The following is a 16,439-nucleotide window of genomic DNA, read 5'->3' as shown; positions in this document are numbered from 1 at the left end:
CGACCCTAGGCCGGTCCGATGACCGCGCCGCGCAGGCGCGCCGACACGGCGCGGTCACAACGGTCCGCATGTCGGCTCGTCCTCCACAGATTTTGTCCACAGGCCTGTGGAGGGCGCCCTCCCGCGCAGGTGAACTTGTGGACAACTTGTGCATGCCGCGGTGGACGAAAATCCGTCGGCGAACCCCCTTGTGGTGGGTCTGACCAGGGGACTAGAACTTCCCTACGACCTCGACCGGTCACCCGGTCCACCGCAGGAAAACCCGCTCGTCGGGCGTCCACGGAGGGCCAGGACGGCGGGACGGGGACGTGGTCGGACGGAGCAGGACGGACCATCTCGGCGGGGCGACCCGACGGGCCGCGGATGACGACGCGGCGGTCCGCACCGGACCGGACGACCAGATCGTGACCGCCCGCCCACGGCGCGCCCCTCGGGGAGAGCCGGGTGTCGGACGGTGCCGCACCGTCAGCGCGGTGTCCGGCAGGGGCTCACGCTCCTGACCAGGGACGACGATCACGGGAAGGCCCCTCGGACGCTTACTCCGAGGGGCCTTCTCCGCGTCGCGGCACGGTGCAGGGTCGCGCGTCCCCGTCGATGGTGGTCCGGGGCTCCGGGCTCCGGGTGCCCGCGCGGTCCTCCGCTCCCGCAGGCGTCCGGGCCGCCGGCTGCTGGCTGCACCGTCGGGACCGTCCGGCTCGCTGCGTCCTGTGCGCGGGACGCCTCCGCGCGGGCTGCGGCTGCCGGCCCGCGCGCGTGCGGCTGGCACACCCGTGCAGGCGGGGCATCATCGGCTCGTGCCCGCGGCGGGCGACATCGTCCACACTGGCGCATCAGGTCGGCCGCTGTGCGCATCGAGGTCGGCGACCGGTGGACGTCTTCCCGCTCGCGTCCCGCCCCCTCCGGCCGCGCAGAGCGCTGTGCGATCACCCCTGTGGACGCAGCGCGCCACCGTCCCCACCCTTTTGGGTGATATGTCCGGTTGTTTCCACAGAAGTTCTCCACACCCTGTGGGTGCTGGTCACCGCCGTGCGGCGCGCACCGTGATCACCTGTGGACGACGTGTGCACGGGGACGTGGACAAGCGCGCTGATCGGATGGTCCCCAGGTGCCGGCACGTGGCCTCGGCATCGATCGGCGCCGGATCGACCGGCGACCCCGAGCCGCACATCCACCGCCGCGGCGCCGCACGGACGCACCTCGACGGCCACCGCCGGTCGCGCCCTGCCCGACGCATCCACCGGGCGCGGGTCCATCGACGCCCCGGGTCCCGCCCGCCGTTATGCGTCGATCGGGTGCACGTCCATCGACACCCCCCGGGTCTCGCCCGCCGTTATGCGTCGATCGGGTGCACGTCCATCGACACCCCCCGGGTCTCGCCCGCCGTTATGCGTCGATCGGGTGCACGTCCATCGACACCCCCCCCGGGACCCGCCCGCCGTTACGCGTCGATCGGGTGCAGGTCCACCGACACCTCCGGCCGCGCCCCGCCGCCCTCGGTGAAGATCACCCCGCGCAGCGGCGGCACGTCGCCGTAGTCCCGCCCCCAGCCGAGCACCACGTACCGGTCGCCCACGAACGCGTCGTTGGTCGGGTCGACCTCGACCCAGCCGGCACCGGGCACCCAGGCGGACACCCACGCGTGCGAGGCGTCGGCCCCGCGGATCTTGGGTCGTCCGGGCGGCGGCAGCGTCTCCAGGTACCCGCTGGCGTACCGCGCGGGCAGCCCGTGGGCGCGCAGCGCGGCGATCATCAGGTGCGCGAAGTCCTGGCAGACCCCGGTGCGGGCGTCCAGCAGCTCGGCCTGGGTGGTGCTGATCGTGGTGGACCCGGACCGGTAGGTCATCTCGGTACGGATGCGGTGCGCGAGGTCGGCGAGCACGACGCCGATCGGCCGGCCCGGCGTGAACGAGGGCGCCGCCCAGGCACGGACGGCGTCGGAGGGCACCACGTGCCGCGAGGGCAGCACGACCTCGCGGGCGTCGAGGGCGCTCACACCGTCGGTGCCGGTGGCCCCGTCGCGGACCATCTGCGCGACGGCCTCCCAGGCGAGCGCAGGCAGCCGCTCCGGTGCTGCCTGCTCGCGGGTGATCGTGAGCGTGGAGGACGCGGTGACGGTGAGCCGGGTGTGCGGGGTGGTGACGGCGAAGTAGGTGGAGGTGCTGCCGAAGTAGTCGGTGTGCCGGGCGTGGTCGGCGGGGGTCGGGTCGATCACGACCTCGGCGCGCTCGAGCCGCTGGTCGGGCAGGTCGCGGGGGAGCAGCACGGCCCGCCCGTAGGAGGTGGTGACCGGCTCGGGATAGTCGTAGGTGGTGCGGTGCACCAGCTCGTACCGGCGCGGGCTCATGCGGCACCTCCGTCGGCGGTCTGCGGCGAGACGCCGACGCCCCACTCCTCGTCCACCTGCCGGGCGGGTGCCGGGTGCGCGAGGTGCACGCGGGCGATCTCGTCGGCCACCGCGCGCAGCCGCCAGCCGAGGGAGTCCAGCACCTCGGCGAGCCGCAGGCGCTGCCCGTCGGGACTCGCGGCCGACACCGCCACCGGGTCGAGCTCGTCGAGCAGGTCGTCGACGTCGGCGAGCAGCCGGTCGCGCTGATCGGTGGATCCGGCGGGGGTCGGCACCTGCGCCAGGTCCTCGCGCAGCCGGTCGACCTGGTACGTGAGCGAGCGGGGGTTGGTGCCGTCGAGCAGCAGCAGGTCGAGGACGTCGGGCACGGCGGGGTCGGTGCGGTACCGGCGCCGGTGGGTGACGGCGGACTCGTGCATGAGCAGCACGGACTCCAGCACCAGCGACTCCACCGGCGCGGGCTGCTGCTCGGCCGTGGTCGCGGCGATCGTGGTGACCAGGGCCTGCGCCCGCTCCAGCCGGCGCCCGGCGTCGAGCAGCCGCCAGCCGGCGTCCCGCACCAGGCTCTCGGCCTCGATCCCGGCGACCGCGAGCAGCGCCTCCAGCATCCGGTCGAGGGCGGCGCGCAGGTCGGTGGAGCGTGCGGCGGGGGCCCGGCGCTGCGCGGCGAGGGTGCGCGCCATGCTCGCCAGCGGCAGCCAGACGTCGGCGGACATCTGGTCACGGACGGCGGCCTGCGCCTCGGCGAGGTGCCGCACCGCCCACGCGACCGAGCCGGGGCGTCGGCGGTCCACCAGCAGGTCGCGCAGGTCGGGCCGCTCGTCGGTGCCCTCGGGGGTGATCACGGATCCGTCCGGCCGTCGTGCCCCGGCCGCGTCCAGCAGCACGGCGAGCGCCCGGCCGCCCGGGCTCGCGGGGCGGCGGTGGTGGTCGTCCCAGCGATCGGCGAGCGCGCGCAGCGCCCGCACGGTGCCGTCGGCGCGCTCGGCGTAGCGGCCCATCCAGAACAGGCTCTCGGCGGATCGCGGCGACAGGCCGGACACGCCCGCGTGCGCCCGCCGGTGGCCGCCGGCCCGCACGGCCGCCGCGGGTGCGCCCGTGTCCTCCGCGGCGGCCGGGTCGACCTCGCCGGCGAGCACCCAGACGTCGCGCGCGACCGCCCCGGCGGCGCTGGAGACCACGGTGTCGCCCTCGGGCACCAGCCGCGCGAGACCGCCGGCCATCACGCGGTACCCGTCCGGCGCCGCGACCGCGAAGGTCCGCAGCACGGCGGACCGTGAACGGTCGGCGCCCTCGGCGAACCCGCCCACCGGCTCCTGGCCGACCCATCCTGCGGGGTTGGCGGTGATCCGGGCGGCCAGGTCGGCGCGCTGCTCGGCGGTCAGGGTCCACCCGAGCACCGGTCCCACGTCGCGCCGACGCACGACGGGCTTGAGCACCAGCCGGTCCAGGTGCGCGAGCACGTGCGCCAGCCCGGCAGGTCGGCCGCACCAGGTGGTCGGCGCCTGGGGGAGCAGCAGATCGGTGCCGAGCACGGTCCGCGCCAGCGCCGGCAGGTGGGCCAGCAGCGCGGCGTTCTCCAGCACGGCGGAGCCCAGGGGGTTCACCACGCTGACCGTCCCGGCCTGCACGGCGCGCACCAGGCCCGGCACGCCGAGCCGGCTGTCCGCGCGCAGGTCGAGCGGGTCGCACCACTCGGCGTCGATCCGGCGCAGGATCACGTCCACCGGCGTCAGTGCACCGAGCCCGCGCAGCCACACCCGGCCCTCGCGGACCACCAGGTCGCTGCCCTCGACCAGCGGCAGGCCGAGCACGGATGCGAGGTAGGCCTGGTCGAAGGCGGTCTCGGAGAACGCGCCGGAGGTGAGCAGCACGACCTGCGGCCCGCCGTCCTCCTCGGGGACCGTCGCGGGGGAGGGCCCCGGTGCCGCCCGGTGCAGGGCCTGGCGCAGCGCGTGGAAGAACGGGCCGATCCGCTGGATCGGCGTCTGGCGGTACACCTCGGCGAGCACCTGCGCGACGACGCGGCGGTCCTCCATCGCGTAGCCCGCGCCGGAGGGCGCCTGCGTCCGGTCGGAGACCGCAGCCCAGGTCCCGTCGGGCCTGCGGCACAGGTCCGTGGCGGTGAGCAGCAGGTCGTGCCCGCCCGGCAGGCGCACCGCGTCCACGGCGCGCAGGAACCCGGGGTGGCCGAGCACGATCTCCGGCGGCAGCACGTCGTCCCGCAGCAGCCGGCGCGGGCCGTAGAGATCCCGCAGCACGGCGTCGAGCAGCTCGGCGCGCTGGGCGACGGCGGCCTCCAGCGGGGCCCAGTCGGTCTCGTCCAGCACCACCGGCACCGGGTCGAGCCGCCACGCGTCCGGTCCGGCCTCCTCGTCGTCCTCGGGGGAGCCGTAGGTGACGCCGTGGTCGGCCAGCAGCCGCTCGGCGGCCTCGCGCACCGCGGCCAGGCGCGCGACGTGTTCGGGGCCGTCGCCGGTGACCAGCCCGACGCCACCGGTGGACAGCACGTCCGTCATGCGCAGCCCTCCGCAGCGGGACCGGTCGAGCGCGGCGGGGCCGCCGGCGCCGGACCAGTGTCGCAGGCAGCGCGTCCGAGGCGGAGGGGCGTGGCGTCGGCGTGGCGTGGCGTGACCGCTCAGCGTGCGTCGAGCCGCACCACGATCCCCGCGACCAGCGCGTCCGCGCACGCCTCGGCGAGGTCGAGGCCCGCCTCGTCCGTGGACCCGATCCGCAGCTCCACGGCGTCCAGGGAGTCGTCGGGGAACACCGTGTACAGCACCTCCTCGCGCGCGGGCCCGAGCAGCGTGGCGGCGGTCGGCAGCCCGGTCGGTCCGGCGGGCCTGCCGGCGGGCAGCGTCCGTCGGGTGCGCACCGCGGGCAGCCCGGCCATCACCGCGATCGAGGTGCCGTGGTAGCGGATGTGGCCCCGGCCCGCGCCGTAGGCGACCGCGCGCCGGGTCCGCTGCAGGTGGTCGCCGACCGGGTCGGTCGTCGGCTGCGTCCCGGCGAGGTGCTCCACGACCACCGTCGCCAGCACGGCACGACCGGTGCCGGACCGACCGGGGGCCCACGCGCCGACGGCGGCGTACTGGACCCCGGGCAGCAGCGACCGCTCGACGTCGTGCAGCTCGCGCTCGCCGCGTGCGTGGTCCGACCCGGTGGCCCCGATCGCGGTCAGCAGCCGGGCGATCGCCTCCGGCCCGCCGCCGGGTGCCCACGGCAGCCAGTCCTCGGGCAGCGTCACGTCCACGCGGGTGATGTGCCGGTGCACCTCGTCCTCCGTCCCCCTCGTCCACGGGGCGATGAGCCCGTGACCAGGGGCGTCGCGTCCCTGGGCTTCGGACGCTAGACCGGCGGACGGGTCGGTGCGGGGCCGCGTAGGGGAAACCACTCATGCCGAGGGATAGCCCTGTCGGCGGGTCGGCGGTGCGCCCGGTGTTCAATCTCGGGCGGCGTTCACGTTTTCTGAACACGGGGCGAGACTGAACAGCGCCCCGATCGCCCCCACGCACGACGAAGGCCCCGGTCCGTGGGGACCAGGGCCTCGTGCTGGAGCGGATGACGGGAATCGAACCCGCGCTATCAGCTTGGGAAGCTGAAGTTCTACCATTGAACTACATCCGCACGCATCGACCAGGGGCCGATGACACCCGCAGGCACCGACCGTCGGTCAGTGACGCCCGTCCAGTATACCGGCTCCCGCCGCGGTGTCCGCCAGATCAGGCCTCCACGCGCACCGTGAACGTCCCGGACGTGGACTCGCCGGGTTCGAGCACCAGCACACCGGTCCCGGGCACCCCCGCCTCGTGCAGCGCGAATCCGCCGTTGACGTGCGTCACCGGCTCGACGGCGAGGTAGGGCCGGCGGCGCGGGGCGTAGACGACGGCGTGCGAGTACACCGGGTCGGCGGTGATCGTGACGGTGGCCTCGGGATAGGTGATCCGCGCCAGCAGCTCGGGGTCCAGGTCGGTGAGGACGTCGTCGACGAAGGCGGTGCCGACCGGGCGCGCGGTGCGGTAGTCGGCGCGGGCGGGCACGTCGCCGGCGGGGCCGGTGGCGATGGCCCGGTCGAGGGCGTAGCCGCGGGCGGCGGGGACGTGCAGCAGCGGGCCCTCCTCGCTGGTGGGGGCGGCCAGGAACCGGCGGAAGTACGGGTGGTGGCCGAAGCCCGCGGGGAACGGCTCGTGGTCGGCGTTCTCGACGGTGGTCCGCACGTGCAGGGCGGGGCCGTCCAGCGTGTACTCGACCCGGGAGCGGAACCGCCACGGGAAGTTGACGCCGACCAGCGCGGCGGAGTCCAGGTCGAGCGCGACGCGGTCGACGCCGTGGTCGGTGATCCGCCACGGGTACAGCGCGCCGGCGCCGTGGATCGCGGTGCCGTCCTCGGCGGTCCGGGCGAGCTGCCAGGTGCGGCCGCGGAACGGCAGCACGCCGTCGCGGACCCGGTTGGACCAGGGGACCAGCGGGAAGGACGCGCAGTGCGCCCACGAGGTGCGCAGGTCGGGGCGGGTGGGGCGGAGCAGGTCCACCCAGCCGGCCGAGGTGCGGATCCGCCCGGCAGCGATCGAGGCGCCGGTGCCGGGCAGCACGTCGAGCTGCCAGGCGTCCGAGCGCAGGGTGACGACCTCGCCCGCACCGGCGGACCCCGTGGTGGGGCGCCGGTGCGGGCTCGGGATCGTCATGCGGTCGGTGCTCAGACCGTCACCTCGACGCGCACGGTGCTGCCGGCGGGGGCGTAGGGCACCGTCGTGCCCTCGACCGGGGTGCCGTCGACCACGAGGGACGCGCGGGCGCCGGCGTCGCCGGTGCGGGTCACGGTGATCTCGTAACGGGCGCCGCGCGCGGTGCGGGTGACCGAGAACGACGGGACGTCCGGGCCGATCTGCGGGTCGACGACCAGGCCGTCGTAGCCGGGGCGCACGCCGAGCAGGTACTGCGAGACGGCCACGAAGTTCCACGCGGCGGTGCCGGTCAGCCAGGAGTTCTTGGCCTCGCCGTGCCGGACGGCCTCCTTGCCCGCGATCATCTGCGCGTACACGTACGGCTCGAGCCGGTGCACGTCGGAGATCTCCTCGCGGTACGCCGGGGTGATCCGCTTGTAGTAGTCGAACGCGCGCTCACCGCGGCCGACGACGGTCTCGGCGATGATCACCCACGGGTTGTTGTGGCAGAAGATGCCGCCGTTCTCCTTGTAGCCCGGGGGATACGTGGAGACCTCGCCGAGCTCGATCTGGTAGCTGGTGTACGCCGGGGACTGGAGCACCATGCCGTGCGGGGTGGCGAGGTGCTCGCGGGTGGAGTCCAGCGCGCGCACCGCGACCGAGGCGGGGTTGGCCGGGTCCTGCTCGTCGACGCCGATGCCCGCCATGACGGCGAAGCCCTGCGGCTCGATCCAGATCTTGCCCTCGGGCTTGGCGTCGGTGCCGACCGGGTTGCCGTAGAAGTCGTACGCCCGCAGGAACCACTCGCCGTCCCAGCCGTGCTCGAGCACGGTGGCGCGCATCTGCTCGATCGCGGCACGGGCGTTCGCGGCGACCTCGGTCAGCCCGCGGCGCTCGGCCAGCTCGACGTACTCGGGGCCGATGAACACGAACATCGCGGCGATGAACACCGACTCCGCGACGCCGCCGGCCTGGTTCTCGGTGGTCTGGAAGGACTCGCCGGGCTCGGTGGAGAAGCAGTTGAGGTTGAGGCAGTCGTTCCAGTCGGCGCGACCGATCAGGGGCAGGCCGTGCGGGCCCTGGTTGTTCACGGTGAAGTCGAAGGACCGGGTCAGGTGCTCGAACAGCGGGACCTCGGAGCCGGGCTCGTTGTCGAAGGGCACCGGCTCGTCGAGGATCGACCAGTCGCCGGTCTCCTTGAGGTAGGCGGCCACGCCGAGGATCAGCCACAGCGGGTCGTCGTTGAAGCCGGAGCCGATGTCGTTGTTCCCGCGCTTCGTCAGCGGCTGGTACTGGTGGTAGGCCGAGCCGTCGGGGAACTGCGTCGAGGCGATGTCGATGATGCGCTCGCGCGCCCGCTCCGGCACCAGGTGCACGAAGCCGAGCAGGTCCTGGTTGGAGTCGCGGAAGCCCATGCCGCGCCCGATGCCGGTCTCGAAGTACGAGGCCGAGCGGGACATGTTGAACGTGACCATGCACTGGTACTGGTTCCAGATGTTGACCATCCGGTCGAGCTTCGGGTCGGTGCTGGTGACCGAGTAGGTCGACAGCAGTCCGGTCCAGTGCGCCCGCAGCGCCTCGAAGGCGGCGAGGGTCTGCTCGGTGGTGGCGAAGCGCGACAGCAGGGCATGGGCCTTCTCGCGGTTGACCTTCTGCATCGGCAGCTCGCCGTCGGCGGCCGGGGCCCACTTGGTGTCGTGCTCGTTCTCCACGTAGCCGAGCACGTAGGTCAGCGCGGTGCTCTCGCCCGGCGCCAGCGTGATCTCGACCTGGTGCGAGCCGATCGGGTACCAGCCCGACGCGATCGAGCCGGTGGCCTTGCCGGTGCGCGGCACGGCGGCCTCGCCCAGGCTGTTCCACGGTCCGACGAAGGTGTCGCGGTCGGTGTCGAAGCCGGCGGCGCGGGTGTTCACGCCGTAGACGGCGTAGTGGTCGCGGCGCTCGCGGTACTCGGTCTTGTGGTAGATCGCGGAGCCGTGCGGGCCGTCCTGCTCGACCTCGACCTCGGCCAGCGAGAGGTTGCGCTGGTAGTTGGTCTGGTCGTCCTGGGCGTTCCACAGGCAGAACTCGACGAAGGAGAACAGGCTGACCGTCTTGGCGGCGGCGCTGGTGTTCGTCAGCGTGACGTGCTGCACCTCGGCGGTCTCGCCGAGCGGCACGAAGAACAGGGTGTCGACCTTGAGGCCGCCGCGCTCGCCGGTGATCCGGGAGTAGCCGAGGCCGTGACGCGCCTCGAAGTGGTCGAGGTCGGCCTTGACCGGCAGCCAGCCCGGGGTCCAGACGTCGCCGCCGTCGTTGACGTAGAAGTAGCGGCCGCCGTCGTCGGTGGGGATGTTGTTGTAGCGGTACCGGGTCAGGCGCCGCATCTTGGCGTCCCGGTAGAAGGAGTACCCGCCCGCGGTGTGCGAGATCAGCGAGAAGAACTCCTCGGAGCCGAGGTAGTTGATCCACGGGTAGGGCGTGTGCGGCGTCGTGATGACGTACTCGCGTGCCTCGTCGTCGAAGTGGCCGTACCGCATCGTTGCGCCTCTCAGGTCTCGGGTGGAACGGGCGCGGGAGCGCTCCCACGCCTGCCGGGGGAAAGCATAGCGGTCGATCGAAGCGCTTCCGCCAGGCAGGGGTCCCGGGTGCGCGGAGGTGCTGGTCGGGGACGTGCGCGGTCCTGGAGGCGTGTCATCCGGGTGAAAACCGGGGCGGATCACAGGTGGGACCTAGGTCCCGGCTCAGGTGGGGAGGGTCGCGCGCCGACAGGACAGGGGTGAAGTCACGTCTGCGTGCCGCCCTGACCGCCCTCGCCGTGCTGCTCGCCACGGTCGGGATCGCCGCGCCCGCGCAGGCCGCCGAGTTCACCGGGACGGCGGTGATCACCAGCGCGGGCTCCGTCCCGCACGGGTCGGCGACGGCGCGCATGGAGGTCGACTTCTCCGGGCTGTCGCCGGCCGTGGTCGGTCTGGACGGCGCCCTCCACGTGGTGCACCAGCAGCCGGTGGCCGGCGGCGCGATCACCACCCGCAGCGGCAGCATGACCTTCTCGGTCAGCCAGGCCACCCAGACCGGGTACGTCGAGATCGACCTCTCGGACAGCGACGGCGGGATCTACCTGTTCCCCCAGCTCGCCGTGGTCGGGGCGGGTGGCGAGAAGTACGTCGTCTCCGGGCAGATCCGTGTGGACGCGGGCACCCTGACCGCGTCCGCCGGCACGATCCCCGCCTCCGGCACCGCACGCGTCGGTCAGACCCTCACGGTGGACGCCGGCACGTCGTTCTGGACCCCCGCCGCCACCGCCGTGAGCGTCGCCTGGTACGACGTGAACGGCGGCGCGCCTCTCGGCACCGGCTCCACCTACACGCTCACCGCCGCCGACCAGGGTCGGGTGCTGTACGCCGAGGCCACCGCCACCCGCGCCGGCTACGCGTCGAACGCCGTCGCCTCCGCCTGGTTCGGCGCCGTCGGCCCCGGCCTGCTCACGATCGACCAGACCCCCACGATCGGCGGGCTGCGCGTCGGCGTCCCCACCACCGCGACCGCCCCGACGTTCACCCCGACGCCGGACAGCGTCACCTACCAGTGGCACCTCGGCGACGGCACCCCGATCACCGGCGCGACCACCGCGACGTTCACCCCCGGCCCCGAGCACGTCGGCACGACGCCCTACCTGGTCGCCACCGCGCACCTCGCCGGCTACGAGGACCTCGACGCGCAGTCGAACGTGCCGGGTCTGGTCGCCCGCGCCGAGGTCGCCGTCGACCAGATGCCCACGCTGCCGTCGAGCGCCCGGATCGGCACCCCGCTCTCCGTGACCACGCCGACCTTCACCCCCGCGCCGGACGCGATCTCCTACCAGTGGTACCGCACGCCGGGCACCGCGATCCCCGGGGCCACCGGCACCACCTACACGCCCACGGTCGCCGATGCGGGCAGCCAGCTCTACGTGGTGCTCAGCACCACCGGCGCCGCGACCGAGCCGTTCCAGGTGCAGTCCACGATGACCGGCGCGGTCGCGCTGCGATCCTTCACCAGCACGCCGACGCCGACGGTGAGCGGCCTCGGCCTGCTCGGCACCCTGCTCGGGGTGGACGTGCACGCCGCCGACTGGGCGCCCACCGCGACCTCCTTCACCTACCAGTGGTACCGCTCCAGCGGTGCGACCACCCTCGGCACGGCCGTGCCGGGCGCCACCGCCGCCACCTACGCACCGACCGCCGCCGACGCGGGCTCCTGGTTCTACGTCGAGGTCACCGCGCACGCCGCCGGGTACCAGTCGTACGTGATCGGTTCCGCGCCCACCCGCACGGTGGTGCTGCCGTGGGGCACGCCGACCGACGGCAGCACGCAGGTGGAGACCACCCAGGGCGGCCGGCTGCGGGTGACCCTGCACGGGCTGGTCCCGGGCGTCGAGCACGAGGTCGAGCTGCACTCCGACCCGGTCGCGCTCGGCACCGTGGTCCCCGCCGCCGACGGCACCGCCGTGCTGGACGTCGCGCTGCCGGCCGGCGTGCCCGCCGGGGCGCACAACCTGGTGGTGCTGCGCGGCGGGGTCGAGGTGCTGCGCGTGCCGGTGACCGTGGCCGCCGCGGTCGCCGCCGCCACGCCCGCTGCCCCCGCGGCGTCCCCGGCCCTCGCCGCCACCGGCTCCGACGCCGCGGTGCCGACCGCTGGTGCCGGACTCCTGATGCTGCTCGGCGCGGTGCTGGTCACCGTCACCCGTCGTCGGCGGGACGCGCGCCCCTGAGCCGGCGCGCCGGTGCCGGACGACCCTGAACCGTCCGGCACCGGCGTCGCCCCTCGGGCCGGTCGGGCGCGCGGGCGCAGAGCCGCACGCCGATCGCCACGCGCCCACCACGCACCGGGCTCGGAACGGCGCCGGACAGGCACTACCGTGGCTCCGTGCTGCTCTCCGACCGTGACATCTCCGCCGAGCTCGAGCAGGGACGTGTCGTCCTCGACCCGTACGACCCGCAGATGCTCCAGCCGTCCAGCATCGACGTGCGGCTGGACCGGTTCTTCCGGCTGTTCGACAACCACCGGTACGCGGTGATCGACCCCTCCACCGAGCAGCCGGACCTCACCCGCCTGGTCGAGGTGGAGCCGGACGAGCCCTTCGTGCTGCACCCCGGCGAGTTCGTGCTCGGCTCGACCTTCGAGAACGTCACGCTGCCGGACGACGTCGCGGCCCGCCTGGAGGGCAAGTCCTCCCTCGGCCGGCTCGGCCTGCTGACGCACTCCACCGCCGGGTTCATCGACCCCGGGTTCAACGGGCACGTCACGCTGGAGCTGTCCAACGTGGCCACGCTGCCGATCACGCTGTGGCCGGGGATGAAGATCGGCCAGATGTGCTTCTTCCGGCTGTCCTCGCCGGCGATGCACCCCTACGGCTCCGGTGCCACCGGCTCGCGGTACCAGGGCCAGCGCGGCCCGACGGCGTCGCGCTCCTGGCAGAACTTCCACCGCACCCAGGTCTGACCCGCGCCGTGCTGCTGCCGCCGCTGCCCGAGGCCGCCGGTCGCCACCTGCTGGTGCTCCCGGACGGGATCGGGCCGGACGAGGTCGAGGTGCTGGCGCTCAGCCGGTTCCCGTCGACCCGCTGGGAGCAGCCGTCGCGCGTGCCCACCGGACGGCGGGCCACCGGTGCCGCGCGCGGATCGGCGCCGGTCGCCTCGGCGGGGGTGCTGCGGATCGGTCGGCTGTCCACGCTGACCGGCCCCTACGCGCTGGACCCCGCCCGCGCCGCGCGGCTCGGCCTGCCCGCCGGGTCGACCGTGGCGTTCGCCGTCGACTGCCCGCGCGAGCGTGCCGTGGTGCCCCGGTTCGGCGGCGACCGGGAAGGCCTGCGTCGCGCGTTCCCCGACGCCGACCCGGTGCGCGAGGAGGGCCGGGTGGTGCAGTGGCTGGTCGCCGCGGCACGTCGGCTCGGTGGGGCGGTGCGCACCGACGGCGGCGTCGTGCTGGAGCCCGAGATGGACGCCGCGCTGGACCTCGCGGTGCTCACCGACCGCTGGGCCGAGCCGGTGACCGTGCTGACCGCCGCACGCCGGGCGGCCCCGCACGCACGGATCGACGGACCGGGCGACGCGGCGGTGCATCCGTCGGAGCGCACCGGGGAGGCCCTGGCCGCGCGCCCGGTTCCCGGGATCGGGGTGCAGGACGCCGAGGAGCGCCGCCGGCTGCACGCCGAGGCCGACGCCTTCGACGCGCACATGCGCGCGCACCCGCCGGCCGCCGAGTCCTTCGGGGTGCTGGTCGACCTGGGCCTGGACGGGATCGTCACCGTGGAGGTCGCCGTCGAGCACGAGGTGCCGACGGTGCTCGCCGGCCTGCCGTGGACGCAGGGTGAGGTGGTCGGCTACCAGGTGCGCTGGGAGGCCCCCGACGTCGAGCAGCTGGAGACCGAGCGCCCGTCGCTGCCGCACCGGGTGGCGCGGGGGCGTGCCGCGCGGGTGGTGCGCGGGATCGCGCGTGCGATCCAGGCGGAGGTGGGCGGCGAGGTGGCCGACGCCGCGGGCTTCCTGGTGGACCCCGCGCAGCTCTGAGCGCGGGGTGCGCGTGCGCCCGGGACCCCTCCTGCTCGCCCGCCCGCTCACGAGGTCGGTGGTTCCGGCGCGTTCATGCGGTGCGGAACCACCGACCTCGTGCCGAACCACCGACCTCGTGGGGGTGCGCGGGTGGGGCTACTGGGGGGTGCGGGTGCGGGCTCGGGTGAGGGCCTTCATGGCTTCGACCAGGAGGAAGACCACGATCGCCAGGCCGAGGGTGAGGGACCACTCGCGCAGGCCGATGGGGGCGGAGTCGAACCAGTCGTGCATGAAGGGGACGTAGGTGAACACGAGCTGGAGCGCGATCAGGGCCAGCGCCGCGATCCACACCACGCGGTTCCCGCGCAGCACGCGGGGTGTCAGGCTGGACTCGCCGAGGAACCGGCAGTTGAACAGGTAGGCGAGCTGCCCGAGGGCCAGCATCGTGACCGCGGTGGTCTGGGCGACGTCGGTGGCGGTGCCGCGCGAGCGCTCGATCTGGAACACCAGCAGGGTCGCACCACCGATCAGCAGGGACGCGACGACCACGTGCAGCAGGGATTCCCGTGAGATCACCGAGCCACCGGTCCTGCGCGGCGGCCGTGACATCACCCCGGCCTCGGCGGGCTCGTAGGCGAGCGCGAGCGACAGCGTGACGGCGGTGACCAGGTTGACCCAGAGGATCTGCACCGGCGCCAGCGGCAGGGTCAGGCCGGCGAGCACCGCGACCAGCACCACCAGCGACTGCGCGCCGTTGGTCGGCAGCAGGAACACGACGGACTTGCGGATGTTGTCGTAGATCCGCCGCCCTTCCTCGACCGCGCGCTCGATCGAGGCGAAGTTGTCGTCGGCGAGGACGATCTCGGCGGCCTCCTTGGTGGCCTCGGTGCCCTTGATCCCCATGGCGATGCCGACGTCGGCGCGGGTGAGCGCCGGGGCGTCGTTCACGCCGTCGCCGGTCATCGCGACGACCTCGCCGTGCGACTGGAGCGCGCGGACGATCCGGATCTTGTGCTCGGGGCTGGTGCGCGCGTAGACGTCCACCTCGCGCACGCGGGTCTTCAGCTGCTCCTGGGTCATCGCCTCCAGGTCGGCCCCGGTGAGCGCCTGCACCTCGCCCTCCTTCGGGGCGATGCCGAGCTCGCGAGCGATGGCGGTGGCGGTGCCGGCGTGGTCGCCGGTGATCATCTTGACCCGGATGCCCGCGCGGTGGCAGTCCGCGATGGCCTGCACGGCCTCCGGTCGCGGCGGGTCCACGATGCCGACGATCCCGAGGAAGGTCAGCCCGTCGGCCACGTCCTCGTCGGTGAGGGTGTCGGCGTCGTCGTCGGCGGGGCGCTCGGCGGCGGCCAGCGTGCGCAGCCCCTGCCCGCCGAGCTCGTCGATCACGCCCTCCCACAGGTCGCGGTCCAGCGGCACGAGGGTGCCGTCGGGGCCGTGCTGGGTGGTGCAGCGGTTCAGCAGCCGGTCCGGGGCGCCCACCGCGCGCACCCGCCGCTCGCCGGAGACCAGCCGGTCCAGCGTCGCCATGTACTTGGTGGCGGACTCGAAGGGCAGCACCGCGATCCGCTCGACGTCGTCGGTGTCGACGCCGGCCTTGAGCGCGAGCGTGGCGACCGCGCCCTCGGTGGGCTGGCCGACGACCTTCCAGTGCCCGGCCTCGTCCTGCACGATCCGCGCGTCGTTGCACGCGGCGGCGGCGCGGACGAAGGCGTCCAGGTCGGGGTGCGCCACCAGCGGCGCCTCGGCCTCGTCGCGGGTGACCACCCGGCCCTCGGGGGCGTAGCCCAGACCCTCCACGCCGTAGCGGCCGCGCGAGGTGACGACCGTGCGGGCGGTCATCTCGTTCTTGGTGAGCGTGCCGGTCTTGTCCGAGCAGATCGTGGTGACCGAGCCCAGCGCCTCGACGGCGGTGAGCTTGCGGGTGATCGCGTTGCGCCGGGCCATCTGCTGCACGCCCAGCGCCAGCGTGACCGTGACCAGCGCGGGCAGGCCCTCGGGCACGGCGGCCACCGCGAAGCCGATCGCGGCGGACACCAGGTCCGGCAGGGCGAAGTCGTGGATGACCCGGCCGATCACCAGCATCAGCGCGGCCATGCCGAGGATGCCCAGCGACAGCGCCTTGCCGAAGGCGGCGAGCTGCCGGGACAGCGGCGTGTCCAGGTGGTCGACCTCGGCGATCATCGTCTGGATCCGGCCGATCTCGGTGCCCGCGCCGGTGGCGGTGACCACGCCGACGCCCGTGCCGACCGCGACCAGGGTGCCGGAGTAGAGCATCGACGTGCGGTCGCCGATCCCCGCGTCGGCGGCGACGGCGTCGACCTGCTTGCTGGCGGCGACGGACTCGCCGGTGAGCGCGGCCTCCTCGACCTGGAGGTTGGTGGACTCGATCAGCCGCAGGTCGGCCGGCACGCGATCACCGGAGCGCACCCGCACCACGTCGCCCGGCACCAGGGTCTCGGCGTCGACCACCTGCCACTCGCCATCCCGGCGCACCTGCGCGTCCAGCGAGAGCATCGTGCGGATCCCGTCCAGCGCGCGCTCGGCCTGCCCCTCCTGCAGGAACCCGACCGCGGCGTTGATCACCGCCACCGCAAGGATCACCGTGAAGTCGACCCAGTCGCCCAGGATCGCCTTGAGCACGGCGGAGGCGAGCAGGATGTAGATCAGGATGTCGTCGAAGTGCCCGAGCAGGCGGCGCAGCGCGCTCGGGCGGGGCGGGGTCGGCAGCCGGTTGGGACCGTGCTCGGCGAGCCGGGCCGTCGCGGCGGTCGCGTCCAGGCCGGTGCCGTCGACGCCGAGCCGGTCGAGGACGGCGTCGGGCGCGAGCGCGTGGAAGGCGGGTGTCCCCTCGGCGCCGGTATCGGGGACCGCGGGAGATGCGGGTGCGGGCGAGGTCGTCATGTCACCACCTGACTG

Annotated in this window: 9 protein-coding genes and 1 tRNA gene; 3 read left to right on the top strand and 7 right to left on the bottom strand. The window is 74.2% G+C overall.

The window, feature by feature from the left end:
- Nucleotides 1-1,438: 1,438 nt before the first annotated feature.
- The 6 genes from ACZ5HG_RS18405 to ACZ5HG_RS18380 form a co-directional block, all read right to left on the bottom strand.
- Nucleotides 1,439-2,344, bottom strand: coding sequence for a transglutaminase family protein (locus ACZ5HG_RS18405; protein WP_464179054.1), 906 nt, complete (start codon nt 2,342-2,344; stop codon nt 1,439-1,441).
- Complete coding sequence (locus ACZ5HG_RS18400) at nt 2,341-4,863, bottom strand: circularly permuted type 2 ATP-grasp protein (protein WP_464179052.1); 2,523 nt, start codon at nt 4,861-4,863, stop codon at nt 2,341-2,343. Before ACZ5HG_RS18400 ends, ACZ5HG_RS18405 begins: the two co-directional genes overlap by 4 nt.
- Nucleotides 4,864-4,982: 119 nt before the next feature.
- A complete protein-coding gene (locus tag ACZ5HG_RS18395) occupies nt 4,983-5,618 on the bottom strand; it encodes a hypothetical protein (RefSeq protein ID WP_464179050.1) in 636 nt (211 codons plus the stop codon).
- A 279-nt stretch (nt 5,619-5,897) separates the two neighbouring features.
- Nucleotides 5,898-5,971, bottom strand: a tRNA-Gly gene (locus ACZ5HG_RS18390).
- Nucleotides 5,972-6,066: 95 nt separating this feature from the next.
- Nucleotides 6,067-7,029 carry an aldose epimerase family protein gene (locus ACZ5HG_RS18385; protein ID WP_464179048.1) on the bottom strand — a complete coding sequence of 321 codons (963 nt, stop codon included), beginning with the start codon at nt 7,027-7,029 and terminating at the stop codon, nt 6,067-6,069.
- An 11-nt stretch (nt 7,030-7,040) separates the two neighbouring features.
- Entirely contained in the window at nt 7,041-9,527 is a 2,487-nt protein-coding gene (locus ACZ5HG_RS18380; protein ID WP_464179046.1) for a glycoside hydrolase family 94 protein, read from the bottom strand.
- A gap of 239 nt (nt 9,528-9,766) precedes the next feature.
- Between ACZ5HG_RS18380 and ACZ5HG_RS18375 the strand changes: the two genes are divergently transcribed.
- The 3 genes from ACZ5HG_RS18375 (at nt 9,767) to ACZ5HG_RS18365 (ending at nt 13,538) form a co-directional block, all read left to right on the top strand.
- Nucleotides 9,767-11,740 carry a hypothetical protein gene (locus tag ACZ5HG_RS18375; protein WP_464179044.1) on the top strand — a complete coding sequence of 658 codons (1,974 nt, stop codon included), beginning with the start codon at nt 9,767-9,769 and terminating at the stop codon, nt 11,738-11,740.
- 155 nt (nt 11,741-11,895) lie between these two features.
- On the top strand, nt 11,896-12,471 hold the full coding sequence (gene dcd / locus ACZ5HG_RS18370) for a dCTP deaminase (RefSeq protein ID WP_464179042.1): 576 nt from the start codon (nt 11,896-11,898) through the stop codon (nt 12,469-12,471).
- Between the two features lie 8 nt (nt 12,472-12,479).
- A complete protein-coding gene (locus ACZ5HG_RS18365) occupies nt 12,480-13,538 on the top strand; it encodes a hypothetical protein (RefSeq protein ID WP_464179040.1) in 1,059 nt (352 codons plus the stop codon).
- A gap of 138 nt (nt 13,539-13,676) precedes the next feature.
- On the opposite strand, the gene ACZ5HG_RS18360 is transcribed toward ACZ5HG_RS18365, so the two are convergent.
- Nucleotides 13,677-16,424 (bottom strand): cation-translocating P-type ATPase, encoded by a 2,748-nt coding sequence (locus ACZ5HG_RS18360; protein WP_464179038.1) that lies wholly within the window; start codon nt 16,422-16,424, stop codon nt 13,677-13,679.
- Nucleotides 16,425-16,439 lie beyond the last annotated feature (15 nt).

The sequence above is a fragment of the Cellulomonas sp. GTC20042 genome (genome assembly GCF_055389595.1).
Note: the sequence above shows the minus strand (reverse complement) of the source record. Positions and strands in the feature narration are given on the sequence as shown.

Bases quoted from the DNA above. Each gene is read 5' to 3' on its own strand.
- ACZ5HG_RS18405 (WP_464179054.1), bottom strand. From the start codon at position 2,344: ATGAGCCCGCGCCGGTACGAGCTGGTGCACCGCACCACCTACGACTAT.
- ACZ5HG_RS18380 (WP_464179046.1), bottom strand. From the start codon at position 9,527: ATGCGGTACGGCCACTTCGACGACGAGGCACGCGAGTACGTCATCACG.
- ACZ5HG_RS18385 (WP_464179048.1), bottom strand. From the start codon at position 7,029: ATGACGATCCCGAGCCCGCACCGGCGCCCCACCACGGGGTCCGCCGGT.
- ACZ5HG_RS18360 (WP_464179038.1), bottom strand. From the start codon at position 16,424: ATGACGACCTCGCCCGCACCCGCATCTCCCGCGGTCCCCGATACCGGC.
- ACZ5HG_RS18400 (WP_464179052.1), bottom strand. From the start codon at position 4,863: ATGACGGACGTGCTGTCCACCGGTGGCGTCGGGCTGGTCACCGGCGAC.